We start from the raw sequence: 24,867 nt of genomic DNA on the forward strand, positions 1-24,867 counted from the left end.
GCCAGGCCGCCCGCCGCGTCGGCGGGCATGAGCGCAGAGTGTAAGATGGAACCTGTCAGAACGTGCATCGGTTGCCGTTCGCGCGCCCCGCGATCCTCACTTCTGAGGGTCGTCTCCCAGAACTCCCACGTCGTGGCCGATGTCACGGCCGTGCTTCCGGGCAGGGGTGCGTGGCTGCATCCGACACCCGAGTGCTACCGGCTCGCCGTTCGGAAGCGCGCCTTCGGGCGGGCGCTCCGAGTTCGCGGCGTGGTGGACACCGGCAACGTAGAGAACAGGCTGAACCCACAAGTGATGACCAATGAGTGACAACTAATGAGCGGCTCGAAATGAGTCCCGTCCGCCATTGATGGTCTGCCCCTGTCCGGGCGCAGGCCCGGAACAGGAGAGAAGTGGCTGCCAAACCACGCGTACACGAGATCGCATCCGAACTCGGTGTCGACAGCAAGATCGCCCTTGAGAAGCTCAAGGAGATGGGCGAGTACGTCAAGGGACCCTCGTCGTCCATCGAACCCCCCGTCGCACGTCGCCTGAAGGCGGCGCTCGAGGCCGCCGGCGCCGCCGCGCAGGCCGCACCCGCGGCGACCCCCGCCGCACCGGCGAAGCCCGGTGCGAAGCCCGGCCCCAAGCCGGCGCCCAAGCCGGTCGCGGAGCCCGCCCCGGCGGCGGCCCCGGCCGCTCCTGCGGCCCCGGTCGACGCGCCGCTCACCGTCGCCGAGCGCCAGGCGCAGGCGGAGGAGAAGGCGGCGCAGGTCGCCGCTGAGAAGGCCGCCGAGCAGGCAGCAGAGGCGCCCGCCGCCAGCGACGCCGTCAAGCCCGGTGCATCCGCTCCGAAGCCCGGTGGCGCTGTGCCGCGTCCGGCTCCGAAGCCCGGTGCGCCCCGTCCCGGCAACAACCCGTTCTCGAGCTCGCAGGGCATGGGCTCGCGCCCGGCCCAGCCGCGCCCGGGCAACAACCCGTTCTCGAGCTCGCAGGGCATGGGCCAGCGCCCGAGCCCCGGCAACATCCCGCGCCCGCAGGCTCCGCGTCCCGGTTCGCCGCGTCCCGGCGCCCCGCGTCCGGCCGGTGCCGGCGGTCGCCCCGGCGGCGGCTTCCAGCGCCCCGGCGGTGCAGGCGGCGGCGCAGGTGCGCGTCCCGGCGGCGGCGGTGGCTTCCAGCGCCCCGGTGGCGCACCCGGCACCGGCTTCGGCGGCCCGCGTCCCGCGGGCGGCGGCGGTCGTGGCCGCGGCCCGGGCGGCGGCACCGCCGGTGCCTTCGGTCGCGGTGGCGGCAAGTCGAAGGCGCGCAAGTCGAAGCGGACGAAGCGGGCCGAATTCGAGATGCGGGAGGCCCCGTCGCTCGGCGGCGTGAGCGTTCCCCGCGGCGACGGCAACACCGTCATCCGACTGCGTCGCGGCTCCTCGATCTCCGACTTCGCCGACAAGATCGACGCGAACCCCGGTTCGCTCGTCACGGTGCTGTTCCACCTCGGTGAGATGGCGACCGCGACCGAGTCGCTCGACGAGGCCACGTTCGAGGTGCTCGGCGCCGAGCTCGGCTACAAGATCCAGGTCGTCTCGCCCGAAGACGAGGACCGCGAGCTCCTCGAGGGCTTCGACATCGACCTCGATGCCGAACTCGAGGACGAGGGCGACGATGTGCTCGAGCAGCGTCCGCCCGTGGTCACCGTCATGGGCCACGTCGACCACGGTAAGACCCGACTCCTCGACGCGATCCGCAACGCGAACGTCGTCGCGGGCGAAGCCGGTGGCATCACGCAGCACATCGGTGCCTACCAGGTGCACACCGAGCACGAGGGCATCGAGCGTGCCATCACCTTCATCGACACCCCGGGTCACGAGGCGTTCACCGCCATGCGTGCTCGTGGTGCGCAGGTCACCGACATCGCGATCCTCGTGGTCGCGGCCGACGACGGCATCATGCCGCAGACGGTCGAGGCGCTGAACCACGCGCAGTCGGCGAACGTGCCGATCGTGGTCGCGGTCAACAAGATCGACAAGCCCGACGCGAACCCGGCCAAGGTGCGCCAGCAGCTCACCGAGTTCGGCCTCGTCGCCGAGGAGTACGGCGGCGACGTCATGTTCGTCGACGTGTCGGCTCGCGAGAACATCGGCATCCAGGACCTGCTCGACGCAGTGCTCCTCACCGCCGACGCCGGGCTCGACCTGCGCGCGAACCCGAACAAGGACGCCCGCGGTGTCGCCATCGAGGCGAAGCTCGACAAGGGACGCGGTGCGGTTGCGACCGTGCTCATCCAGTCGGGCACGCTGAAGGTCGGCGACGCGATCGTCGCAGGCACCGCCTACGGCCGCGTGCGTGCGATGGTCGACGAGAACGGCGACCCCGTGGTCGCCGCGACGCCGTCGCGCCCCGTGCAGGTGCAGGGTCTCTCGTCCGTGCCCCGCGCCGGCGACACCTTCCTCGTCACCGACGAGGACCGCACCGCGCGTCAGATCGCCGAGAAGCGCGAAGCCGCCGAGCGCAACGCGCAGCTGGCCAAGGCCCGCAAGCGCATCTCGCTCGAGGACTTCACGCGTGCACTCGAAGAGGGCAAGGTCGAGTCGCTCAACCTCATCATCAAGGGTGACGTGTCGGGTGCCGTCGAGGCGCTCGAAGAGTCGCTCATGAAGATCGAGGTCGACGACTCGGTGCAGCTGCGCATCCTGCACCGCGGTGTGGGCGCCATCACCGAGAGCGACGTCAACCTCGCGACGATCGACAACGCGATCATCGTCGGGTTCAACGTGCGCCCCGACACGAAGGCGCGCGAACGCGCCGCTCGTGAGGGCGTCGACATCCGCTTCTACTCGGTGATCTACAACGCGATCGACGAGATCGAGGACTCGCTGAAGGGCATGCTCAAGCCCGAATACGAAGAGGTCCAGTCGGGCGTCGCCGAGATCCGCGAGGTGTTCCGCTCCTCGAAGTTCGGCAACATCGCCGGTGTCATCGTGCGGTCGGGAACGATCACGCGCAACGCCAAGGCCCGCGTCATCCGCGATGGCGTCGTCGTCGGCGACAACCTCGCGATCGAGTCGCTGCGCCGCTTCAAGGACGACGTCACCGAGGTCCGTACGGACTTCGAGGCGGGCATCGGCCTCGGCAAGTTCAACGACATCCAGGTCGGCGACGAGATCGAGACCATCGAGATGCGCGAGAAGCCTCGCGCGTAACCGAACGGCCCGGGGCGGCTCGCCGCCCCGGGCTTCGCTCGGAAGGAGAGACCAACCATGGCTGATCCGGCACGCGCCAGGAAGATGGCCGACCGAATCAAGGAGATCGTCGCCCGGCGCCTCGACAAGGGTCTTCGCGACCCTCGTCTCGGCTTCGTGACGATCACCGACGTGCGCGTCACGGGCGACCTCCAGCACGCGAGCATCTTCTACACGGTCTACGGCACCGACGAGGAGCGCCGCGATTCGGCGCTCGCGCTGAAGGCCGCGACCGGGATGCTTCGCAGCGAGGTCGGCCGCAACATCACGGCTCGGCTCACGCCGAGCCTCGAGTTCATCGCCGACGCGGTGCCCGAGAACGCGCAGCACATCGCCGATCTGCTGCGTGAGGCCCGCACGCGCGACGAGGAGATGCTCGCGCAGGCGGCGAACGCCGAGTACGCGGGCGATCCCGACCCGTACGTGAAGCCGCGCGAGCTCGACGACGACGAAGACGATCTCGACGACGTCGAGGTCCGCTGAGTTCGCGAGCGGTCTCGCGACGCGATTCCCACTCCGCATCGACCGAAGACGTCGACGCACCACTGCCCGGGGCCGTCAGGCCTCGGGCAGTGTCATTCCCTCGCCGGTCTCGACCGCGAGGCCGTCGGCGATGAGCCCGGAGATCGCGCGTTCGAGCTGCACGGCATCGGCCCAGATGCCCATGATCTCGGCGCGGGTCACGGGTCGGTGCGCCGCTCGGAGCTCGCGCATGACGAGGCCGCGGACCTGCCGGTCGGAGCCCGCGAAGCGGGCCTGCTTCGGCTTGCGCGGCCCGTCGTAGGCCGGGGAGCCCGCGCGGAGCCAGGCGCAGCGATCGCTGACCGGGCACACTCCGCACTGAGGGGCGCGCGCCGTGCAGACGGTCGCTCCGAGCTCCATCGCGGCGGCGTTGAACGCGCGCGCCTCGTGCGGAGACTCGGGAAGAAGCGCGGACATCGCGGCCAGGTCCCTGGCGGTCGACGGGGGAGCGGGCTCGGCGTTGCCGTCGACCGCCCGGGCGATGACCCGCCGCGTGTTGGTGTCGACGACGGGCACCCGTACGCCGAAGGCGAAGGCCGCGACGGCTCGCGCGGTGTAGGGGCCGACCCCCTGCAGGGCGAGCAGCTCGTCGACTCCGCGCGGGACCTCGCCGCCGTGCCGTTCGACGATCTCGACGGCGGCGCGATGCAACCAGAGCGCACGGCGCGGGTAGCCGAGCCGGTCCCAGGCGCGCACCGCTTCGGCGGCGGGCTCGGCGGCCAGGCTCGCCGGCGTCGGCCATCGGCGGATCCAGGCCTCCCACCGCGGGAGCACCCGATCGACCTGCGTCTGCTGCAGCATGAACTCGCTCACGAGCACCGCCCACGGCGAGACCTCGGCGGCACGCCATGGCAGCGGCCGCGCAGCATCCGCGAACCATTCGTTGACGGCGGGGGCGAGGTCGGGAGCGGCCGGTCGAGGCATCCGACCAGCCTAGGCCGCGGCGGATGTCGCGGGGTTATGCTCGCAGCATGCGCCTCGTCACGACGCCCCGGGTCACCTTCCTCCGTGAGCTCTCGGGCGAGATCATCGCGCACTCCGGGCGCGGGCGCATGATCGTCGCGGTCGACGGTCCGCTGCAGAGCGGCAAGACGGCGTTCGCCGACGATCTCGCCGCGGTGCTCGAGGAGGCGGGGCACACCGTGTTCCGGGCGAGCATGGAGGACTTCCACCGCTCCCGGGCGGCGCAGGCCGTGTTCGGCGACGACACCGCCGATCGGTACTACCGCTACGGCTTCGACGAGTCGGCGCTGCGGCGGGTGCTCGTCGAGCCCTTCCGGCTCGGCGGCTCGACCGCGTTCGTCACGCGGGTGTTCGACCCGGCGCGCGACGCGTGGGTCGAGCCCAAGTGGATCACGGGCCCCGCGGACGCGATCCTCGTGCTCGACGGGCGGTTCGTGCTCCGCGAGCGTCTCGACGAGCTCTGGGACTTCCGCATCGCGATCGACGGCGAGCCCGTCGATCCGGCCGACCGCCTCGCGTACGCGGAGCGCGACCCGCGACGGGCGGCCGACGTGGTCGTGGACCTCGAGAATTCCTCGGCACCGCGCCGAACGTAGGCGTCTGTACCCCGGTCGGATTCCCCATTCCGGGGGTCATTTTGTACCCCGATCGACGGAATCGGCCGATCAGGGGTGCGATCGTTCTCCATAATTGGCTGATTGCCAGCCCCCGGCAGCAGTGATACCCGACGCACCACTCAGCACCACCGGACATCCCGAAGTCGATCGACGCGGAACACCCGCCTGCGCCGATCGACGACGCACGACGGCGCCCTGTTCGAGCATCGCTCGAGCCGCGGCGAGTCGTCGCTGTTCGCGTGTGCGCGAGCGCGCGGGCGCCTCCTCGACCGGGCCGACTCCAGGAGACCCACCCGATGAGGACCACCCGTGCACTCCGCGTCGCGGCGACCGTCGTCGGCGCGCTCGCGCTGACGCTCGGCGCCGGCGTGCTGCCCGCCCAGGCGACGCAGCCGTCGTTCGTCTGCGAACCGCTCGACTCCGGCAAGATCGATACGACGGGCGGCCCGGCCACCGTGACGGTGACCGCGCCCGAGGGTCGGCTCATCGACGGCTACTGCGTCAAGGCCGGCACGACGAAGCACTTCGTCCCCGTGCAGCCGCCGCAGGCGACCGTCGTGATCGACCACCCGACGAAGGACTCGGTGAGCCACTACTCGGTGAGCTACGTCGACGTGCCGAACGACCCCGAGGACCCCGAAGGGCTGCCGATCCCGGCCGAGCCCGCCTGGGTCGACGAGTGCGGCGTGGAGGGCGACGGCTACGTGTTGCCCGTCACCGCCGACGTCGCCTGGACGAGCAGCGGCCGCGACGCGGAGGGCCGTGAGACGGTCACGGCGACGGCGCAGAACGGGAAGACCTTCGTCGGCGGCGGGTCGACCGTCGAGTTCTCGCACGTCTTCACCGACGAGGAGTGCGAGACTCCGCCGCTCGCGCAGTGCGAGACGTTCTCGACGAACCGCTCGACCGATCTCTCGAAGTGGGACCTCGGCCAGACCCGCGCGACCGGCCACAACGAGATCGTCGCGAACGGTCTCCGTGTCTGGACTGAGGGAACGAGCTCGACCGACAAGGCCGCCGGCTACTACGACACCAACTTCCCGCTGAGCGGGGTCGGCGTCACCTCGATTGCCGACGCGCTCGACTACACGGCGACGACCGGTCCCGAGCCGGGCCTCCAGCTCGTCGTCGACGTCGACGGTGACGGCACGGGCGACGGCATCCTCGTCGGCGAGGCCGTCTACGGCGAGAACTGGTGGCTGAGCGGCGGCTCGGCACCGGCGCTCAAGGACGGCGCCCCGAACACGGGCGGCGGCAACGGATCCGAGTGGTTCGGCACGGCCGCGGAATGGGTCGAAGCGTTCCCCGAGGCGATCGTCGAGGCGATCGGCTACTCGCTCGGCTCGGGCGTGCACGGCGACGGCGTCATCACGAAGATCGCCCTCGGCTGCGTCGAGTACACCTTCGGCCTGAAGCCCACCGAGCTCGCGCAGCCGACGCTCGACGGCAGCATCGCCGCCGGCGTCTGCGTGGCGAACGCGCCGTGGATCTACTTCCACGTCACGCTCACCGACCCCGACGGCATCGTCGTGTCGCGCGAGGTCTCGCTCGTGCTGAGCGACGGCGAGCACACCGAGACGATCGCGCTCGGCACGCTGAACGACGAGGGCGTGGTCGAGGGCGAAGTGCTCTGGCCCGGCGCCGCGGTCGACGACGAGGGCAATGCCATCGCCTGGCCCGGATGGAAGCAGCTCGACGACGGCACGTGGGTCGAGACCGACGAGAACTTCGCCTGGACCCGTGACCTCACGAGTGCGAAGTTCGTGGTGAACCCCGAGGTCGGGGTCGAGCTGGCGTACCCGCCGGCCACGCCCGACTGCGTCGCGGCGCCGCCCGTGCCCGAGACCCCGGGCGAGCCCGGCGGTGGCGACGGCGAGTCGCCGTCGGCGCCGGCCGGCGCCGGTGACGGGCTCGCGCACACCGGCTTCGCCGGCGCGACGATCGCGATCGTCGCGGGGGTCGTGGTTCTCGCGGGCATCGCGTTCCTCGTGATCGCGCGCCTGCGCCGCACGCAGTCCTGACGCAGCACGCGAGAGGGGCCCGGTCCACCGGGCCCCTCTCGTGCTCCGGGCTCCATCGGCTCGAAAAGGGAGATTTGTCCCCCATTTCGGGGGACATCTGGTACCTCGTCGCGAAAAGGGGCTGACAAGTCCCCCATTTCGAGGACATAATGGGGGACATTGCCAAAGCCCCCGGCAGTAGCGGAACCCGAAGCAACACCCGCACCACCCGAAACCCGAAGATGATCGTCACGGACACCCGTCCGTGGCGATCGCCGCTGTGTGCGCTCGACCCGGCCACCCAGGTGCGTACCACGCACCCGGGAGGCGGGGTCGAGCGCCCCGGCGAAGCCCTGCGATCATGCACGCCTTCGCCGTGCGTTCGAGTTCTCCGTTCCGCCGCCGTGCCGGGCCGATCTCTGGAGAGAACCCGAATGAGCAAGCCCCGCGCCGGCCTGGCGCACGCTGCCCACGGCGATGCCCGTCCGCGCAGCCGATCATCGATTTCGACCCCGCTCCGCCGTCTCGCGGCGGCGGTCACCGCCCTCGTGCTCGGCGGCGGTCTCGCCCTCGTCGGCGTCGCGGCTCCGGCCTCGGCGCACACGGGCGACCTCAAGGCCTCCGCGGTGTGCAACGTCGAGACGGGCGAGTATGACGTCACTTACACGCTGAAGCTCTCGAACGTGCCGACGGGAAAGACCGGTACGACGATGTGGGAGGTCGGCGGCTCGAGATTCGAGGGCACGCCGAAGAGTGCCGACGGCATGGATCGTGGCCCCCTCAGCTCCACGGGCAACGCGACCCTCGAGCTCGGCACCGAAAGCCTGCCGGGCGACACAGTGGGCAACGGCCCCTGGGTCTATGCCTTCACGAGCTGGGACAGGAACAACAAGAAGGGTTCCGATGGGCGCATCGAGGGCCTGAATGGCGACTGCGGCAATGAGACGACGGTCAAGAAGATCACCTTCTGCCACGCCACGGGCAGCGCCACGAACCCGTACGTCCGACTCACCACGTCGGTCAGCGCGTTCCTGAACGCCGGGCACATCGACCACCAGAAACGCGGCGACATCTACCCCGAGTTCACCTATAAGAAGCCCGGCAAGAACGGTCAGCTCATCACAGTTCCCGCGCAGGGGGACCAGAGCCTGCTGACGACCGGCGACTGCACGAAGCCGGGGCCCACCGAGATCGAGGTCGAGGGCGCGCCGAGCTTCGCCGACACCTGCGGCCCCGACAACGAGAAGCTCACTGTTCCGGCCGACACGAAGTTCATCGACTGGGAGAAGCGCGAGCAGAACGGCGTGATCACCGTCACGGCGACGGCGAACACGGGCTACGTCTTCAAGCCGGGCGCGAAGACCGAGTGGACCTTCACGATCGACGACGCCCCGTGCCCGCCCACCGAGGTGCCGGTCGGCGGCGAGCCGACCTTCTCCGACACCTGCGGCGTCGACAACGAGAAGCTGACCGTCCCCGCTGACACCGACTTCGTCGACTGGAACCACAGCGAGTCGAACGGCGTCATCACCGTCACCGCCACGGCGAAGAAGGACTACGTCTTCCCGAAGGACGCGCAGACCGAGTGGACCTTCACGATCGACGACAGCGACTGCATCGTCGAGGTCGTCGGCGCTCCCACCTTCTCCGACACCTGCGGCGTCGACAACGAGAAGCTCACCGTCCCCGACGACACGAAGTTCATCGACTGGGAGCAGAACGAGGTCGGCGGCGTGATCACGGTCACGGCGACCCCGCAGAAGGGCTTCGCCTTCCCGAAGGACGCCCAGACCGAGTGGACCTACACGATCGACGACGAGCCCTGCGTCGTCGAGGTCGAGGGTGAACCGAGGTTCGAAGACACCTGCGGCCCCGACAACGAGAAGCTCACCCTCCCCGACGACACCGACACGATCGATTGGGAGTGGATCGAGGAAGACGGCGTCATCACGGTCACGGCGACCGCGCTCGAGGGCTCGGTCTTCCCCGAGGGTGCGCAGGCGACGTGGACCTTCACGATCGACGACCTTCCCTGCGTGATCGAGCTCACGGGTGAGCCGACGCTCTCCGACGTCTGCGGCCCCGACAACGAGAAGGTCAGCCACCCCGGCGACACCGATCTCGTCACCTGGGCGCAGAGCGAGAAGGACGGCGTCGTCACGGTCACGGCGACGGCAGCCCCCGGCAACACCTTCCCCCAGGGCCCGGTCGTCGTGTGGACCTACACCCTCGACGACGAGCCCTGCATCGCACCCGTGCTCGAAGGCTCGGTCGCGACCGGCGTCTGCGAGGCAGACGCGCCGTGGATCTCGTACAAGGTCGTCCTGACCGATCCCGACGCCCAGTCGACGAGCCGCGAGGTCTCGCTCGTCCTGAGCGACGGCGAGCACACCGAGACGATCGAGCTCGGCACGGTCGGCGAGGACGGCGTGCTCGAGGGCCGGGTCCTCTGGCCCGGTGCTTCCGTCGACGAGGAGGGCAACGCGACCGGATGGCCGGGTTGGAAGCAGCTCGGCGACGGTACCTGGGTGCAGACCGACGACAACTTCGCCTGGACCCGCAACCTCACGAGCGCGACGTTCGTGGTGAACCCCGAGCTCGCGGTCGAGCTGGCCTACCCGCCGGCCACGCCCGACTGCATCGCGGCACCGCCGACGCCCGAGACCCCGGGCGAGCCCGGCGGCAACGGCGACACGCCGTCGACGCCGGCCGGTGACGGACTCGCCTCGACCGGCTTCGCCGGCACCACGATCGCGATCGTCGCGGGCGTCGTGGTCCTCGCGGGCATCGCGTTCCTCGTGATCGCACGCCTGCGTCGCAAGCAGTCCTGACGCAGCACACGAGGGGGGTCCGGTTCGCCGGGCCCCCTTCGTCGTCGGTGCCGTCGCCGCGACGACCGCGCGCCGGCGGCGCGGCGCGGGGCGCGCGGCATCCGAATCAGACGCGAACGGCCGCGAGCACCCGCTCGGGTGCGAGCGGGGCGCCGCTCGCCTCGACCTCGTGCACGAGCGCGGTGAGCGCGCGACTGACCGGGGCGTCGAGCCCGGCGAGCTCGGCCTCGCGCACGACGGCGCCGTTCAGGAAGTCGATCTCGGTGGGCTGCCCGCGGCGCAGGCTCTGCTGCGTCGAGCCGAGGTTCGGCACCCCGCCCATCCGCACCCCCATGAGCCAGGGGAGCACCTGGCCGAGTGCGAGCGGAAGCCGCGCGAAGAGCCGGAGCCGCCGGTCGCCGAGACCCTGCAGGGCGCCGAAGCGCACCCCGCGGGCGATGCCGGTGCGCACGGCCTCCCGCATCGACGCCGCCACGACGCGACGCAGCCGACGGTCGCGAATGACGTCCTGCACGCTCCAGCCGACGACGGCGGGCACGGCGTTCAGCATGTTCACGATGAGCTTCGTCCACTGGGCGCCGCGGAAGCCCGGGATCGCGACGACCGGCACGGCCTCCGAGAGGATCGCCGCGAGGCGGATCGACTCGGCGTCTGGGGCGCCGTCGCCGCGGCCGAGATAGCTCGTCGCGGGCGTCGTCACCCGCACGACTCCGGGCTCGGTGTAGTTCGCCGCGATGATCGAGAGCAGCCCGACCGCGCTCGACCCGGGCACGATGCGCTCGGCGGTCGCGACGCCGTCGAGGCCGTTCTGCACGATGACGAGCGGTACCCCGTCGAGGAGCTCGAGGTTCGCGGTGAGGGCCGCCTCGGCGTCCTGCGCCTTCGTGCAGACGAGCGCGAGCTCGGGGCGGACGGTGAGCAGCTCGCCCGCCGCGACCCGCGCGTGGGCCTCGCCGTAGCCGCCGCTCAGGCGGATGCCGTCGGCCCTGATCGCCGCCAGGCCCGCGCCGCGAGCGGTGACCTCGATCTCGTGCCCCGCGCGCGCCAGCAGCGCCGCGAACGTTCCGCCCAGCGCCCCGGCGCCGATGATGCCGATCCTCACCGCTCCAGCGTAGGGCCGCGCCAGGGGTGCACCGGCCCCTGGCGCCGCGACTGTTAGCCTGTACGGCGTGAACAGCGGCATCCTTCTCGTCGACAAGCCGCAGGGGATCACGAGCCACGACGTCGTCGCGCGCATGCGCCGCCTCGCCGGAACGCGCAAGATCGGCCATGCCGGCACGCTCGATCCGATGGCGACCGGCCTGCTCGTGCTCGGCGTCGGCAACGCCACGCGCCTCCTGCACTATCTCGTCGGGCTCGACAAGGAGTACTTCGCGACGATCCGCCTCGGGTGGGGCACGACGACCGACGACGCCGAGGGGGAGGCGCTGCCCGCAACCCCCGAGATGACGGCGGCCGCCCTCGCCCAGGGCGAGGCGACGCTGCGCGAGGCGATGCTCGCCTTCACCGGCGCGATCGAGCAGGTTCCGAGTGCGGTGAGCGCGGTGAAGATCGACGGCAAGCGGGCCTACCAACGGGTGCGCGACGGCGAAGCCGTCGAGATCGCGCCGCGCCGGGTCACGGTCTCGGCCTACGAACTGCTCGCGGTGCGGGCAGGCGAGGGATGCCTCGACCTCGACGTGCGCGTCGAGTGCTCCTCGGGCACCTACATCCGCGCGCTCGCACGGGATCTCGGCGCGGCGCTCGGCACGGGCGGGCACCTGACCGCGCTCCGGCGCAGCCGCATCGGGCGCTTCGACGTCGACGAGGCCGGCGAGCTCGAGGGGTTCGACGTCGCCGCATCGATGATGAGCCCGACCGCCGCCGCGCGGCGGGCGCTGCCGGTCGTCGAGTTCACCGCGGCCGAGGCCGTCGACCTCGGGCACGGCAAGCGCGTGGCCGTGAGCGGCGCCGGCGACGAGGCATCCGCCGATCGTCGCGGCGAACCCTTCGCGGCCGTCGCGCCGGGCGAGCGACTCGTCGCGATCGTCGAGCGGCGCGGTGGGCAATGGAAGGTCGTCACGGGGTTCCCGCAGGAGGTCGGAGCATGATCGAGTGGTTCGCCTGGGTGCAGCTCGCGGTCGCCGTCACGGCCGGCCTGCTCTGCCTCGTGCTCGGCTTCGCCGGAAGGGTGCCGAGCGACCTCACGCTCGGCGCGCTCGCCGTCGTCGAGCTCCTCATCCTCGTGCAGATCGTGATCGCGATCGCCGCGCCCGCGTTCGGCAACTCGCCGACGGGCAGCGCGCTCGAATTCTGGGTCTATCTCGTCTCCGCGGCGCTGCTGCCGCCGGCCGCCGCGTTCTGGGCGCTGCTCGAACGCAATCGCTGGTCGACCGTCGTGCTCGGCGTCGCCGCGCTCTCGGTCGGCGTGATGGTGTACCGGATGCTGCAGATCTGGACCGTGCAGTCGGTCTGAGCGCCGCACTTCTGAGAGAATCGAACGACATGGAAAGCCTGCAGAGCGCCCCGCCGGAGACCCGAACGCCGACGACGATGAGCGGCATCGGGCGCGTACTCGTCGCCGTATACGGCGTGCTGGCGCTCGCGGCACTCGGCCGCTCCTTCGTGCAGATCGTGTCGAAGTACGAAGAGGCGCCACTCGCCTACGCGTTGTCGGCGCTCGCCGCCGTCGTCTACGTCGTCGCGACGATCGCCCTCGTCCGGCCGGGCGTGGTCTGGTATCGGGTCGCCTGGGCGACGATCGCATTCGAGTTCACCGGCGTCATCGTCGTGGGCACGCTGAGCATCGTCGACCCGGCGCTGTTCCCGCACGACACGGTGTGGTCGTGGTTCGGTCGCGGGTACCTGTTCATTCCGCTCGTGCTGCCCGTGCTCGGCATGTGGTGGCTCGCGAAGCACCGGCCGACGGCGGGCGCCGAATGAAGACGTACAAGGGCCTCGGCGCCGTCCCCGAGGGGTTCGGGCCCTCTGCGGTCACGATCGGCAAGTTCGACGGCGTGCACCGCGGGCACCGCGAGGTGATCGCCCGTCTCCGTGAGATCGCCGATGCCGAGCATCTCGCGACGACGGTCGTGACGTTCGACCGCAATCCGCTCGCACTCCTCGCGCCCGACAAGTGCCCCGAGTCACTCGTGAGCGTGCGCCAGAAGCTCGAGCTGCTCGCGACGACGGGGCTGGATGCCACGGTGCTGCTGCCGTTCGATCGTGCCCTCGCCTCGGTGCCGGCGACGGAGTTCGTCGAACGGGTGCTCGTCGACACGCTGCAGGCGAAGGCGGTGCTCGTCGGCAGCGACTTCCGTTACGGCGCACGCGGCGCCGGCGACGTGGCGCTGCTCATCGACCTCGGCGCTCGCTTCGGCTTCACCGTCGAGGTGGTCGACGACGTCGCCCCCGAGGGGGAGCGCCGCGTGTCGTCGACCTGGGTGCGCGAGCTCCTCGCCGAGGGCGACGTGCGGCGGGCCACCCGACTGCTCGGTCATACGCCGACCGTGTCGGGCATCGTGGTGCACGGTGCGGCCCGCGGGCGCGAGCTGGGATTCCCGACGGCGAACCTGACGCCCGAGTCCGAGGGGCTCATCCCGGCCGACGGCGTGTACGCGGGCTGGCTCACCGACGCGGGCACGCGGTACCCGGCGGCGATCTCGGTCGGCGACAACCCGACGTTCGAGGGCGTGCCCAAGAAGCAGGTCGAGGCGTACGTGCTCGACCGCGAGCTCGACCTCTACGACCACGTCGTCGACGTCGAGTTCGTCGACCGTATCCGCGGCATGGTGGCGTTCACCTCGATCCCCGCGCTCATCGACACGATCCGCGACGACGTCGAGCGCACCCGTGGCATCCTCGGGCTCTGAACGCGCGTCGCTCGAAGCGACCTAGACTCGAGAGAGTGACCCGACTGCCGCCCCGTCCCCTGTGGGCGGGCCGAACCCTCGCGCTCGTCGGCATCGTGCTCGTCGCGTTCAACCTGCGCACGGCGGTCGCCTCGCTCTCGCCGATCCTCGGACTGCTCCAGGAGGAGGTCGCGCTCGGGCCGGTCGTGGTGGGCCTCCTCGGCATGCTGCCGCTGCTCTGCTACGCCGTGTGCGGCATCGCGACCCCGCGCCTCGCGAAGCGCCTCGGTCTGGAACGGACGCTCGTCGGGGCGCTCGCCGTGCTCACGGTCGGCCTCGCCGGTCGCGGCCTCGCGAACTCGGCGCTCGCCCTCGTCGCGGCGAGTGCGCTCGCATTCGCGGCGATCGGGGTGGGCAACGTGCTGCTGCCGCCGCTCGTGAAGCGCTACTTCCCCGATCGCATCGGGCTCGTGACGACCGTCTACGTGTCGGCGATGTCGGTGAGCACCTTCATCCCGCCGCTCATCGCGGTTCCGGTTGCGGAGGCCGCCGGCTGGCGGGTCTCGCTCGGCGAGTGGGCGATCGTCGCGGCCGCCTCGCTCGTGCCGTGGATCGCGCTGCTCGTGCACCCGAAGCGCGAGTCGCCCGAGACGGCGCCCGAGGAGCCGGGCGCCGGCGGGTTCGCGCAGATGGTGCGTTCGCCGCTCGCCTGGGCGCTCACGGTGGTGTTCACCGTCTCGAGCTTCAACGCCTACGTGGCGTTCGCCTGGTTGCCGCAGTTGTTGCACGACGTCGCGGGCGCAACGCCCGCCGAGGCGGGAGCGCTGCTGTCGCTGTACGCCGCGATGGGGCTGCCCGCCGCGCTCGCGGTGCCGATCATCGCCGCCCGCTACGGTCGCATCCGCCTGCTCGTCGGCGTCTCGGTGGCGTCGTTCATCATCGGCTACCTCGGGCTGCTGCTCGCCCCGCAGTCCGCGACCTGGCTGTGGGTGGCGCTCATCGGCACGGGCCCGCTGGTGTTCCCGCTGACGCTGGTGCTCATCAACCTGCGTTCGCGCACCCACGCCGGTGCGGTCGCCCTCTCGGGCTTCGTGCAGTCGGTGGGCTATCTGGTCGCCGCGACCGGGCCGCTCGTGGTCGGGCTGCTGCACCAGGTGAGCGGCGGGTGGACGGCCCCGCTCGTGCTGATGCTGGTGTCGGTGCTGCCCGCGGCGGTCGCCGGGGTCGTCGTGGCGCGGCCGCACTTCGTCGAGGACGACCGCCGAGGTCGCTGAACGGGGCGTGACGCCCGACGGCGCGCTCGCGCCGGTCAGACGATGAGGTCGGGGCGGTGCACGAGCGCCGCGGCACCGATGAGGGGGCCCTCGTCGGAGAGCGCGGAGGGGACGATCTCGACGCGGGTCGCGAAGGCGAAGCCCCTGCGCTCGGCGACCGCGGTGCGGGCGTGGTCGAAGAGCACGGGGGAGACCCGGGAGAACCCGCCGCCGATCGCGACGAGGTCGAGGTCGAGCAGATTCGTCGCCGAGGCGATGGCGTGGCCGATCGCGGTGCCGGCGCGCTCGACCGCTGCGAGCGCGACGGGATCGCCCGCGGCGTGGGCACGCGCGAGGTCCTCTCCCGTCGTGCCCGCGAAGCCCTGCGTGCGCGCCCATGCGACCGTGCGGGGGCCGGAGGCGATCGCCTCGAGGCAGCCGCGCCCGCCGCAGGTGCACGGGTCGTCGTAGCCGCCGACCTCGACATGGCCGATGTGGCCGCCGTTGCCGGTCGGACTCGCGACGGCGCGGCCGCCGATCACGAGCCCCCCGCCGACGCCCGTCGAGACGACCATGCCGAGGAGATTCTCGCCGCGGGCACCGGCCCCGGCGCCGACCCAGTGCTCCGCCAGTGCGATGCAGAGGCCGTCGATGCGCAGCACCACCGGTGTCTCGGGCAGGATCGCGATGATGCGATCCCGAAGGGGGTGCTCGCGCCAGGCGGGCACATTGAGCGGCGAGACGCGCCCCATGGACACCTCGATCGGGCCGGCCGAGCCGATGCCCGCGCCGACGAGTTCGGCGTCTGCCGGGAGGGCGGCGAGGGCGGCCTCGACGACCTCGCGCACGGAGCGGTCGAGCTCGTCGGCGGTCGCGGTCGGTCCGGTCGGGCGGCGATGACGGGAGCCGGGCAGGAGCGTGCCGTGCTCGTCGACGAGCGCGGCCTCGACCTTGGTGCCGCCGAAGTCGACGGCGAGCGCGAGGGGCGTGGGCATTGCACCAGCATAGGCGCGCGGCATCCGCCGTCACCTTGCTCATATGAGCAGGATCGCCTGCGAGTGTTGCCGATGAGCACGGGCCTGCCTACGCTGGAAGTCGAGGCGGATGGAGGCGCATGGACGAGATCGACGAACTCCTCTCCATCAGGGCGGCCGAGCTCTACTACGAGGAGAACAAGACCCAGGACGAGATCGGCCAGGCGCTGAATCTCACCCGGTGGAAGGTCGGGCGCCTGCTCGCGCAGGCCAAGCACCGCGGGTTCATCCGCATCGAGATCCTGCACCCGCGCGCACGCAGGCTGCCGATCGAGCGACGGCTCCGCGAGGAGCGCGGGCTCACCGACGCCATCGTGGTCTCGTCGGCGGGCGTCTCGTCGGCCGAAGAGCTGCAGGCGCGCACCGCGCAGGCCGCAGCCGACTACCTGACGGCGCTCCGCCCGGTGCCGCGCACGCTCGGGGTGAGCTGGGGGCGCACCCTCTTCGACATCTCCCAGCACCTGCGCAACGGCTGGGCGACCGGCGTCAACGTGGTGCAGATCAACGGCGGCGTGAGTCTCAACCGGCGCGCGGGCACCGCGGCGGCGACCGCCGTCGCGATCTCCCAGAAGGGCGGCGGCCAGGCGACCCTGCTGCCGAGCCCCGCCATCCTCGAGCGACTCGAGACGAAGCACGCCATCGAGTCCGACCGCGTCGTCGCGGGCGTCATCGAACTCGCACGGTCGGCCGAGGCCTACCTGTTCAGCGCCGGCGCCGCCGACCACAACTCGGTGCACGTCGAGAGCGGCTACCTCGCCCCGGGCGACGTCGACCTCCTCGTCGCCAAGGGCGCCGTCGGCGACGTCGTCGGGCGCTACATCGACTCCGACGGCAACATCGTCGACCCCGCCCTCGACGCCCGCACCGTCGGGCTCACCCTCGACGAGATCCGCAGCTCACCGCTCGCGATCGCCGTCGTCGCGGGCCCCGCCAAGCACGCCGTGGCCGACGCGGTCGTGCGCAGCCGGCTCTGCACGGTGCTCGTCACCGACGAGTCCACCGCCCTCCATCTCCTCGACGGCTGATCGAGCCGCCCTCCACCACACGAAAGCCAGGTCCACTCATGCCAGCACCGGTCAACGCCGGCACCGCCCTCGCCACCGCGCGCGAGCGCGCGCTCGCCGTGCTCGGCGGCGAGCCCGACGACCAGACACTCGGCCGCTACCTCCACGGCATCCCCGGGGTCGACGCCGTCGGCCTCGAGCAGCGCGCCGCCGCCCTCGGCACCCGTTCGATCAAGACGACGTCGAAGGCGTGGGCGCTCGACCGCATCATCGAGCTCATCGACCTCACGACGCTCGAGGGCGCCGACACCCCGGGCAAGGTGCGCTCGCTCGTCGCGAAGGCCCTGAACCCCGACCCCGCCGACCCGACGACGCCGCGCGTCGCCGCCGTGTGCGTCTACGGCGACATGGTGCCGTTCGCCGTCGAGGCGCTGGGCGCCGCGCACGGCGACCCCGACGACGGCCTCATCTCGGTCGCCGCGGTCGCCACCGCGTTCCCGAGCGGTCGTTCCTCGCTGGCCATCAAGCTCGCCGACACGGCAGAGGCCGTCGCAGCCGGCGCCGACGAGATCGACATGGTCATCGACCGCGGTGCGTTCCTCGCCGGGCGCTACGGCGAGGTCTTCGACCAGATCGTCGCCGTGAAAGAGGCGTGCCGCCGGCCCGACGGCACGAGCGCGAGCCTCAAGGTGATCCTCGAGACCGGCGAGCTCGTGACGTACGACAACGTGCGCCGCGCCTCGTGGCTGTCGATCCTCGCGGGCGGCGACTTCATCAAGACCTCGACCGGCAAGGTGTCGCCGGCGGCGACCCTGCCCGTGACGCTGCTCATGCTCGAGGTCGTGCGCGACTGGCACCGGCTGACGGGGCACAAGGTCGGCGTGAAGCCGGCGGGAGGCATCCGCTCGTCGAAGGACGCGATCAAGTACCTCGTCACCGTCGCCGAGACGGTCGGCGAGGAGTGGCTCGTGCCGCACCTGTTCCGCTTCGGCGCCTCGAGCCTCCTCAACGACGTGCTGCTGCAGCGGCAGAAGCTGACGAGCGGCCACTACTCGGGCGCCGACTACGTGACGATCGACTGACTGGACTGGACATGAGCTTCCTCGACTACGCACCCGCCCCCGAGTCGCGGGCGATCCTCTCGCTCCGCGACAGCTACGGCCTCTTCATCGACGGCGAGTTCGTCGACGGCCGCGGCACCCCGTTCCAGACCATCTCGCCCGCCAGTGAAGAGCGCATCGCGATGATCGCGAACGCGAACGACGCCGATGTGGCCGACGCCGTCGCCGCGGCCAGGCGCGCCTACGACCGCGTGTGGTCGAAGATGAGCGGGCGCGATCGCGGAAAGTACCTCTTCCGCATCGCCCGGCTCGTGCAGGAGCGCGCCCGCGAGCTCGCGGTCGCCGAGTCGCTCGACAACGGCAAGCCCATCAAGGAGTCGCGCGACGTCGACGTGCCGCTCGTCGCGGCTTGGTTCTTCTACTACGCGGGCTGGGCCGACAAGCTCGACCACGCCGGCCTCGGTGCGAGCCCGCGCTCGCTCGGCGTGGCCGCCCAGGTGATCCCGTGGAACTTCCCGCTGCTCATGCTCGCGTGGAAGATCGCCCCCGCGCTCGCGGCCGGCAACACCGTCGTGCTGAAGCCCGCAGAGACGACGCCGCTGACGGCGCTCATCTTCGCCGAGATCCTGCAGCAGGCCGAGCTGCCCCCGGGAGTCGTGAACATCATCACGGGGGCCGGCGACACGGGGGCGGCGCTCGTCTCGCACGAGGGCGTCGACAAGGTCGCCTTCACGGGCTCGACCGCGGTGGGCCGTGCGATCGCGAAGCAGATCGCCGGCACCGACAAGAAGGCCACGCTCGAGCTCGGCGGCAAGGCGGCGAACATCGTCTTCGACGACGCACCCGTCGACCAGGCGATCGAGGGCATCGTCAACGGCATCTTCTTCAACCAGGGCCACGTCTGCTGCGCGGGCAGCCGCCTGCTCGTGCAGGAGAACATCCACGACGAGATCGTCGACCGCCTGAAGGCGCGTCTCTCGACGCTGCGCCTCGGCGACCCGCTCGACAAGAACACCGACATCGGCGCCATCAACTCGCGCGAGCAGCTCGACCGCATCCGCGAGCTCAGCGACGCCGGCGTCGCCGAGGGCGCCGAGCGCTGGAGCGCGCCGTGCGAGATCCCCGAGAACGGGTTCTGGTACGCGCCGACGATCTTCACGGGCGTGCAGACCTCGAACCGCATCGCCCGCGAGGAGATCTTCGGCCCGGTGCTCTCGGTGCTCACCTTCCGCACGCCGCAGGAGGCGATCGCCAAGGCGAACAACACGCCGTACGGCCTCTCGGCGGGCATCTGGACCGACAAGGGCAGCCGCATCCTCGCGGTCGCCGACCAGCTGCGCGCCGGCGTGATCTGGGCGAACACCTTCAACCGTTTCGACCCGAGCTCGCCGTTCGGCGGCTACAAGGAGTCGGGCTACGGTCGCGAGGGCGGCCGCCACGGGCTCGCCGCGTACCTCGCGCCCGCACCCATCGGTCAGGCGGCGGTTGCACGCTCCGCCACGAAGCCGGCGATCACGGCGGATGCCTCGGCGCCCGAGCCGGCCGCCAAGCGCCCCCGTCGAACGCAGAAGGCCACCACGAAGGGATCGAAGCGATGACCCGCCTCGCCGTGCCGAAGACCTACAAGCTCTACATCGGCGGCAAGTTCCCGCGCAGCGAGTCGGGGCGCACCTACGAGGTGGCGGCGCCCGACGGCCGCTTCCTCGCGAACGCCGCACTGGCCTCCCGCAAGGACGCGCGCGACGCGGTCGTCGCCGCGCGCGCCGCGGTCTCGGGCTGGGCTGGGGCGACCGCGTACAACCGCGGCCAGGTGCTGTACCGCATCGCCGAGCTCCTCGAGGGGCGCCGGGCGCAGTTCATCGCCGAGATCGAGGAGTCGGAGGGCGTCTCGCGGGCCGTCGCCGCCGCGCAGGTCGACGAGTCGATCGACCGCTGGGTCTGGTACGCCGGATGGGCCGACAAGTTCGCCCAGGTCGCGGGCAACGCCAACCCGGTGGCGGGTCCGTATTTCAACATCTCGGTGCCCGAGCCGACCGGCGTGGTCGCGATCGTCGCCCCGCAGGACACGTCGCTCCTGGGCTTCGTCTCGGCGGTCGCTCCGGCGCTCGTCGCCGGCAACTCGGTCGTCGTGGTGGCGAGCGAGCGCTTCCCGCTCTCGGCGATCAGCCTCGCCGAGGTGCTCGCGACGAGCGACGTCCCGGGCGGTGTCGTGAACGTGCTGACCGGTTCGCCCGCCGAGATCGCGCCGTGGCTCGCGAGCCACGCCGACGTGAACGCGATCGACCTCGTCGGCGCGGGCGCGCTCGACTGGATCTCGCTCGAGGTCGACGCGGCCGACACGCTGAAGCGGGTGCTGCGCCCCGAGAACGGCCAGGATGCCGCGGCGCCGGCGCTCGGGCGCATCTCGGCGTTCACCGAGACGAAGACCGTCTGGCACACGAAGAGCCTGCGGTAGCGGAATCCGCACGACGGCGCGAGCAGAGAGCAGGGGAGCGGTGGCGGGACGCAACGGTGCCTCCGACGAGCGCGGGCGACTCGTCACCGACCCCTTCGACTACCGCATCGCGAAAGACGGCGCGGTGATCGTCTCGCGCGGCGGTCGCGTCGTGACGACGGTCGGCGGCCGCGATGCGGCGCGGCTCGCCGCGAGCCTGCAGCAGGCCGGCGACGAGCAGGTGCAGCATCTGCTCGCGCGAGCGACGGGCAACTACCGACGGGGCAACGAGCGGCGCTGAATCCCGCCGCGAAAATTCGGTAACGAAACGGTAACGGTGTTGCTAGAGTGGCGTGCACCGGTCGGGCAAGGAGGCCCGGGCGGTGGAAAGGCCCGAACCCGTGAAACACGCCTTCCGCATGGTCGACCCCGAGACCCTGCGCCGGCGGCCCAGCGCCGTCGCCCCCATGCCCACCGCCCGATCCCGATCGCTCATCTCATTCACCCACCCGCCGCGTCGTGAGGTGCGGGCGGTGTTCGCGGCCGTCGCGGTCGCGATCGTCGCCACGGCGCTCCTCGTCGTTCAGATTCCGCCCACGGTCTACGCGATCGACGTGTTCGGCGCGCTGCGCGAGCCCGGTGAGCCGGCGTTCACCGTGGGGCACCGAGGTGATCGCGCGACGGCGCCCGAGAACACCATGCCGTCGCTCGAGCTCGCGATGGACGAGCTCGCCTTCGTCGAGACCGACGTGCAGCTCACCCGCGACGGGGTGCCCGTGCTGTTCCACGACGTCACGCTCGAACGCGTGACCGGCGACGTCCGCACGATCGGAGAGCTCGACCTCGCCGAGGTGCGGCGGCTCGACGCGGGAGCCTGGTACGCGCCCGAGTTCGCGGGAACCCCGATCCCGACGCTCGAGGAGTTCTTCACGGCGCTCGCCGAGCGCGATTCGGCCCGCGCGCTCGTCGAGTTGAAGGCCGACTGGACGCGCGAGGAGGTGCGGAAGGTCACCGACCTCGTCGACCGGCACGGCCTCCGGGGCCGTGTCGTGCTGCAGAGCTTCAGCCTCGAGACGCTCGTGTCGCTGCAGGCCGTGGCGCCGACGCTCCCGCGCATCATGCTCATCCGCGAGCTGCCGGCCGACCCGGTGCCGCTCGCCGAGCGACTGGGGCTCATCGGCTTCGGCACGACGGTCGAGTCGGTGACCGCGCAGCCCGGTGCGCTCGTGCTCGCCCATGAGGCCGGCATCGCCGTGCTCTGCTACACGCTCAACTCCGACGAGCACTGGGAGACGGTGAACGCGCTCGGCGTCGACGGCATCATCACCGACGAGCCGAGCGAACTCGATGCATGGCTCGCGGTGACCTCGCCCGGCACCTGAGCGCCGGGCGTCAGCTGCGGTTGTTCGACAGCTCGAAGATGCGCACCAGCTCGGCGACCGCCTCGTCGCGCTGCTCGCCGCCCTGCTCGTACATGTGCGAGACGTGCGTGCGCAGGTGGTTCTCGACGAGGAGCTTGTTCAGCGAACCGAGCGACTTCTGCACGGCGAGCGACAGGGTGATGATGTCGACGCAGTAGTCCTCGTTCTCGATCATCTTCTCGATGCCGCGCAGCTGGCCCTCGATGATCTTCGTGCGGTGCAATGCGCGCTTCTTGATGTCCTCGATCACCCTCACAGGATACCCCGTTTGCGTCGAATACCCCTAGGGGGTACTCTCGAACGCATGACGACGCTCGACACGCCACCCCTCCGCACGATCGATCTCGACATCGAGGGCATGACGTGCGCGAGCTGCGTCGGCCGCGTCGAGAAACGCCTCGGCCGCCTCGACGGCGTCGAGGCCGCGGTCAACCTCGCCACCGAACGCGCCCGCGTCACCTTCCCGACGAGCACCTCGATCGAGGCGCTCGTCGAGGCGGTCAAGCAGGCCGGCTACGCGGCCACTCCCGTCGAGCAGGCGGATGCCGCGGCGCCCGCCCCGCACGCGGCGCCGGTGCCGTTCGTCGGCAGTTCCGCGGAACCCGCCGTCTCTGCGGGGGTCGTTCCCGGCGCGTCGCCGAGTGCTGCCGACGGAGGGCTCGCGCCCGGAGGGGCCCGCGCCTCGGGCAACGGCCGCGAGGCATCCGACCCGCTCATGACGCGGCTCATCGTCTCGGCGGTGCTCACCCTGCCGGTGGTGGTCATCGCCATGGTCCCGGCGTTCCAGTTCACGTACTGGCAGTGGCTCTCGCTCACGCTCGCGGCGCCGGTCGTCGTGTGGGGCGGCTGGCCCTTCCACCGGGCGGCCTGGCAGAACCTGAGGCACGGCGCCCTCACGATGGACACCCTCGTCTCGCTCGGCACCCTCACCGCCTTCGCCTGGTCGCTGTGGTCGCTCTTCTTCGGGCACGCCGGCATGCCGGGCATGACGCACGAGTGGTCGTTCGGCGTGCGCGGAACCCCGGGCGGCGACATCTACCTCGAGGTCGCGGCGGGCGTCATCACGATCCTGCTGCTCGGCCGCGTGCTCGAGGCGAAGTCGAAGCGGCGGGCGGGCAAGTCGCTGCGCACCCTGCTCGAACTCGCACCCCGCGAGGTCTCGGTGCTGCGCGCCGCGGCCGGCACGCCCGAGCACGCTGCCGACGCCGAGGTGCGCGTGCCGATCAGCGCGCTGCGCCCCGGCGACCGCTTCGTGGTGCGCCCCGGCGAGCGGATCGCCGCCGACGGCGTGGTCGCCGACGGCGAGGCGAGCGTCGACGAGTCGATGCTCACCGGTGAACCCGCACCCGTCGACGTCGCGGCCGGCACTGCCGTCACCGCGGCGACCATCGTGCACGGCGGCAGCATCGTCGTCACCGCGACCCGCGTCGGCGCCGACACCCGCCTCGCTCAGATCGCCCGCCTCGTGGAGGACGCGCAGCTCGGCAAGTCGCGTGCGCAGCGGCTCGCCGACCGCATCTCGGCGGTGTTCGTGCCGATCGTCATCGCGATCGCCGTCGGCACCGCGATCGTCTGGATCGCGACCGGCAGTCCCGTCGAGCAGGCCATCACTGCGGCCGTCGCAGTGCTCGTGATCGCCTGCCCGTGCGCCCTCGGGCTCGCGACGCCGATGGCGATCCTCGTCGGCACGGGGCGCGGCGCCGAGCGCGGCATCCTGATCACGGGGCCCGAGACGCTCGACCGCACCGCGGGCATCGACACGATCCTGCTCGACAAGACCGGCACGCTGACGACGGGACGCATGCGCCTCGGCGAGGTCACCCCGACGGCCGGCACCGACGCGAGCATCGCGCTCGGCGTGGCCGCCGCGCTCGAGCGACGCTCGGAGCATCCCATCGCACGGGCCGTCGTCGACGGCGCCGCCGAGCGCGGGGTGAGCGTGCCCGAGGCGCAGGAGTTCCGCGCCCACGCCGGGCTCGGCGTCACCGCGACCGTCGACGGCGCCCGGGCCGCGGTGGGTCGGCCCGCCTTCCTCGAGGGGCTCGGCATGACCCTGCCCGCGGCGCTCGCCGAACGGGTCGCGGCGTCCGATGCGACCGCCGTCGGGGTCGGATGGGACGGCCAGGTGCGTGCCCTCCTCGAAGTGGGCGACTCGATCCGCCCGGGTGCCCGCGAGGCGGTCGACCGGCTCCGCGCCCAGGGCCTCGAGCCCATCCTGCTCACGGGCGACGCCCGCCGCCCGGCCGAACGCGTCGCCGCCGAGCTCGGCATCGATCGCGTGCACGCCGAGGTCAGTCCCGAGGGCAAGCTCGCGGCCGTCACCGAGCTGCAGGCCGCCGGGCGCAAGACCGCGATGGTCGGCGACGGCGTGAACGACGCCGCCGCGCTCGCGGCGGCCGACCTCGGCATCGCGATGGGCGGCGGCACCGACGCGGCGGCGAGTGCGAGCGACCTCGCGCTGACGCGCGACGAGCCCGGGGCGATCCCCGATGCGATCTCGCTCGCCCGCGCGACGCTCGGCACGATCCGGGGCAACCTGTTCTGGGCGTTCGCGTACAACGTCGCGGCGATCCCGCTCGCGGCGGCCGGGTTCCTGAACCCGATGATCGCGGGCGCGGCGATGGCGTTCTCGAGCATCTTCGTGGTGCTGAACAGCCTGCGGCTGCGTCGGGCCTGAGCATCACC

The 24,867-nt window shown here is 71.6% G+C and carries 22 protein-coding genes; 18 read left to right on the top strand and 4 right to left on the bottom strand.

All coding sequences use genetic code 11. The features are described 5' to 3' along the window. The first annotated feature begins 45 nt into the window (after positions 1-45). From GQQ93_RS02420 to rbfA, 3 genes are all read left to right on the top strand, one after another. Positions 46-309 carry a YlxR family protein gene (locus GQQ93_RS02420; RefSeq protein ID WP_157422605.1) on the top strand — a complete coding sequence of 88 codons (264 nt, stop codon included), beginning with the start codon at positions 46-48 and terminating at the stop codon, positions 307-309. A gap of 83 nt (positions 310-392) precedes the next feature. Next, on the top strand, positions 393-3,173 hold the full coding sequence (gene infB, locus GQQ93_RS02425) for a translation initiation factor IF-2 (RefSeq protein ID WP_157422606.1): 2,781 nt from the start codon (positions 393-395) through the stop codon (positions 3,171-3,173). Positions 3,174-3,230: 57 nt separating this feature from the next. Continuing rightward, positions 3,231-3,695: a 30S ribosome-binding factor RbfA gene (gene rbfA / locus GQQ93_RS02430; RefSeq protein WP_157422607.1), complete on the top strand. Its 465-nt coding sequence runs from the start codon at positions 3,231-3,233 to the stop codon at positions 3,693-3,695. A gap of 75 nt (positions 3,696-3,770) precedes the next feature. Here the strand turns inward: rbfA and GQQ93_RS02435 are convergent, their stop codons facing one another. After that, positions 3,771-4,658 (bottom strand): HhH-GPD family protein, encoded by an 888-nt coding sequence (locus tag GQQ93_RS02435; RefSeq protein WP_157422608.1) that lies wholly within the window; start codon positions 4,656-4,658, stop codon positions 3,771-3,773. A 47-nt stretch (positions 4,659-4,705) separates the two neighbouring features. On the opposite strand from GQQ93_RS02435, the gene GQQ93_RS02440 reads away from it, so the two are divergent. From GQQ93_RS02440 to GQQ93_RS18010, 3 genes are all read left to right on the top strand, one after another. Further along, a complete protein-coding gene (locus GQQ93_RS02440; protein ID WP_157422609.1) occupies positions 4,706-5,293 on the top strand; it encodes a nucleoside/nucleotide kinase family protein in 588 nt (195 codons plus the stop codon). A 317-nt stretch (positions 5,294-5,610) separates the two neighbouring features. Beyond that, positions 5,611-7,335: a hypothetical protein gene (locus tag GQQ93_RS02445; protein ID WP_157422610.1), complete on the top strand. Its 1,725-nt coding sequence runs from the start codon at positions 5,611-5,613 to the stop codon at positions 7,333-7,335. A gap of 413 nt (positions 7,336-7,748) precedes the next feature. Further along, positions 7,749-10,145 (top strand): hypothetical protein, encoded by a 2,397-nt coding sequence (locus GQQ93_RS18010; protein ID WP_157422611.1) that lies wholly within the window; start codon positions 7,749-7,751, stop codon positions 10,143-10,145. 106 nt (positions 10,146-10,251) lie between these two features. Here GQQ93_RS18010 and GQQ93_RS02455 read toward each other — a convergent pair whose 3' ends face one another. Continuing rightward, positions 10,252-11,247 (bottom strand): ketopantoate reductase family protein, encoded by a 996-nt coding sequence (locus GQQ93_RS02455; protein WP_157422612.1) that lies wholly within the window; start codon positions 11,245-11,247, stop codon positions 10,252-10,254. 67 nt (positions 11,248-11,314) lie between these two features. Between GQQ93_RS02455 and truB the strand changes: the two genes are divergently transcribed. From truB to GQQ93_RS02480, 5 genes are read left to right on the top strand one after another with little or no spacing between them, the layout of a single operon-like run. Next, entirely contained in the window at positions 11,315-12,235 is a 921-nt protein-coding gene (gene truB / locus GQQ93_RS02460) for a tRNA pseudouridine(55) synthase TruB (RefSeq protein ID WP_376863484.1), read from the top strand. Beyond that, positions 12,232-12,600, top strand: a complete 369-nt coding sequence (locus GQQ93_RS02465) for a hypothetical protein (protein WP_157422614.1) — start codon at positions 12,232-12,234, stop codon at positions 12,598-12,600. The genes truB and GQQ93_RS02465 overlap by 4 nt, the downstream gene beginning before the upstream one ends. Positions 12,601-12,629: 29 nt before the next feature. Continuing rightward, a complete protein-coding gene (locus GQQ93_RS02470; protein WP_157422615.1) occupies positions 12,630-13,067 on the top strand; it encodes a hypothetical protein in 438 nt (145 codons plus the stop codon). Beyond that, a complete protein-coding gene (locus tag GQQ93_RS02475; protein ID WP_157422616.1) occupies positions 13,064-13,996 on the top strand; it encodes a bifunctional riboflavin kinase/FAD synthetase in 933 nt (310 codons plus the stop codon). The genes GQQ93_RS02470 and GQQ93_RS02475 overlap by 4 nt, the downstream gene beginning before the upstream one ends. Positions 13,997-14,031: 35 nt before the next feature. Next, the gene (locus tag GQQ93_RS02480; RefSeq protein WP_157422617.1) at positions 14,032-15,249 is read left to right on the top strand and encodes a CynX/NimT family MFS transporter; all 1,218 of its coding nucleotides are present in this window, start codon (positions 14,032-14,034) and stop codon (positions 15,247-15,249) included. Positions 15,250-15,284: 35 nt separating this feature from the next. On the opposite strand, the gene GQQ93_RS02485 is transcribed toward GQQ93_RS02480, so the two are convergent. Beyond that, positions 15,285-16,223 carry an ROK family protein gene (locus GQQ93_RS02485; protein ID WP_157422618.1) on the bottom strand — a complete coding sequence of 313 codons (939 nt, stop codon included), beginning with the start codon at positions 16,221-16,223 and terminating at the stop codon, positions 15,285-15,287. 119 nt (positions 16,224-16,342) lie between these two features. Between GQQ93_RS02485 and GQQ93_RS02490 the strand changes: the two genes are divergently transcribed. From GQQ93_RS02490 to GQQ93_RS02515, 6 genes are all read left to right on the top strand, one after another. Next, complete coding sequence (locus GQQ93_RS02490) at positions 16,343-17,287, top strand: sugar-binding transcriptional regulator (RefSeq protein WP_157422619.1); 945 nt, start codon at positions 16,343-16,345, stop codon at positions 17,285-17,287. 38 nt (positions 17,288-17,325) lie between these two features. Beyond that, complete coding sequence (gene deoC / locus GQQ93_RS02495; RefSeq protein ID WP_157422620.1) at positions 17,326-18,348, top strand: deoxyribose-phosphate aldolase; 1,023 nt, start codon at positions 17,326-17,328, stop codon at positions 18,346-18,348. Between the two features lie 11 nt (positions 18,349-18,359). After that, on the top strand, positions 18,360-19,925 hold the full coding sequence (locus GQQ93_RS02500) for an aldehyde dehydrogenase family protein (protein ID WP_157422621.1): 1,566 nt from the start codon (positions 18,360-18,362) through the stop codon (positions 19,923-19,925). After that, positions 19,922-20,782, top strand: coding sequence for an aldehyde dehydrogenase family protein (locus GQQ93_RS02505; RefSeq protein WP_157422622.1), 861 nt, complete (start codon positions 19,922-19,924; stop codon positions 20,780-20,782). Before GQQ93_RS02500 ends, GQQ93_RS02505 begins: the two co-directional genes overlap by 4 nt. 40 nt (positions 20,783-20,822) lie before the next feature. Next, on the top strand, positions 20,823-21,062 hold the full coding sequence (locus GQQ93_RS02510) for a hypothetical protein (protein WP_157422623.1): 240 nt from the start codon (positions 20,823-20,825) through the stop codon (positions 21,060-21,062). A gap of 100 nt (positions 21,063-21,162) precedes the next feature. Then, positions 21,163-22,143: a glycerophosphodiester phosphodiesterase gene (locus GQQ93_RS02515; RefSeq protein ID WP_157422624.1), complete on the top strand. Its 981-nt coding sequence runs from the start codon at positions 21,163-21,165 to the stop codon at positions 22,141-22,143. A gap of 10 nt (positions 22,144-22,153) precedes the next feature. On the opposite strand, the gene GQQ93_RS02520 is transcribed toward GQQ93_RS02515, so the two are convergent. Then, entirely contained in the window at positions 22,154-22,432 is a 279-nt protein-coding gene (locus GQQ93_RS02520; protein ID WP_157422625.1) for a metal-sensitive transcriptional regulator, read from the bottom strand. A gap of 54 nt (positions 22,433-22,486) precedes the next feature. Between GQQ93_RS02520 and GQQ93_RS02525 the strand changes: the two genes are divergently transcribed. After that, a complete protein-coding gene (locus GQQ93_RS02525) occupies positions 22,487-24,859 on the top strand; it encodes a heavy metal translocating P-type ATPase (protein ID WP_157422626.1) in 2,373 nt (790 codons plus the stop codon). Positions 24,860-24,867 lie beyond the last annotated feature (8 nt).

Source organism: Agromyces lapidis (genome assembly GCF_009749405.1).
Classification (GTDB): Bacteria; Actinomycetota; Actinomycetes; order Actinomycetales; family Microbacteriaceae; genus Agromyces; species Agromyces lapidis.

Excerpts from the sequence above, each read along its gene's own strand:
- GQQ93_RS02420 (WP_157422605.1), top strand. The coding sequence starts at position 46 with ATGGAACCTGTCAGAACGTGCATCGGTTGCCGTTCGCGCGCCCCGCGA.
- rbfA (WP_157422607.1), top strand. The coding sequence starts at position 3,231 with ATGGCTGATCCGGCACGCGCCAGGAAGATGGCCGACCGAATCAAGGAG.
- GQQ93_RS02435 (WP_157422608.1), bottom strand. The coding sequence starts at position 4,658 with ATGCCTCGACCGGCCGCTCCCGACCTCGCCCCCGCCGTCAACGAATGG.
- GQQ93_RS02440 (WP_157422609.1), top strand. The coding sequence starts at position 4,706 with ATGCGCCTCGTCACGACGCCCCGGGTCACCTTCCTCCGTGAGCTCTCG.
- GQQ93_RS02445 (WP_157422610.1), top strand. The coding sequence starts at position 5,611 with ATGAGGACCACCCGTGCACTCCGCGTCGCGGCGACCGTCGTCGGCGCG.
- GQQ93_RS18010 (WP_157422611.1), top strand. The coding sequence starts at position 7,749 with ATGAGCAAGCCCCGCGCCGGCCTGGCGCACGCTGCCCACGGCGATGCC.
- GQQ93_RS02465 (WP_157422614.1), top strand. The coding sequence starts at position 12,232 with ATGATCGAGTGGTTCGCCTGGGTGCAGCTCGCGGTCGCCGTCACGGCC.
- GQQ93_RS02470 (WP_157422615.1), top strand. The coding sequence starts at position 12,630 with ATGGAAAGCCTGCAGAGCGCCCCGCCGGAGACCCGAACGCCGACGACG.
- GQQ93_RS02475 (WP_157422616.1), top strand. The coding sequence starts at position 13,064 with ATGAAGACGTACAAGGGCCTCGGCGCCGTCCCCGAGGGGTTCGGGCCC.
- GQQ93_RS02485 (WP_157422618.1), bottom strand. The coding sequence starts at position 16,223 with ATGCCCACGCCCCTCGCGCTCGCCGTCGACTTCGGCGGCACCAAGGTC.
- GQQ93_RS02490 (WP_157422619.1), top strand. The coding sequence starts at position 16,343 with ATGGACGAGATCGACGAACTCCTCTCCATCAGGGCGGCCGAGCTCTAC.
- deoC (WP_157422620.1), top strand. The coding sequence starts at position 17,326 with ATGCCAGCACCGGTCAACGCCGGCACCGCCCTCGCCACCGCGCGCGAG.
- GQQ93_RS02500 (WP_157422621.1), top strand. The coding sequence starts at position 18,360 with ATGAGCTTCCTCGACTACGCACCCGCCCCCGAGTCGCGGGCGATCCTC.
- GQQ93_RS02505 (WP_157422622.1), top strand. The coding sequence starts at position 19,922 with ATGACCCGCCTCGCCGTGCCGAAGACCTACAAGCTCTACATCGGCGGC.
- GQQ93_RS02525 (WP_157422626.1), top strand. The coding sequence starts at position 22,487 with ATGACGACGCTCGACACGCCACCCCTCCGCACGATCGATCTCGACATC.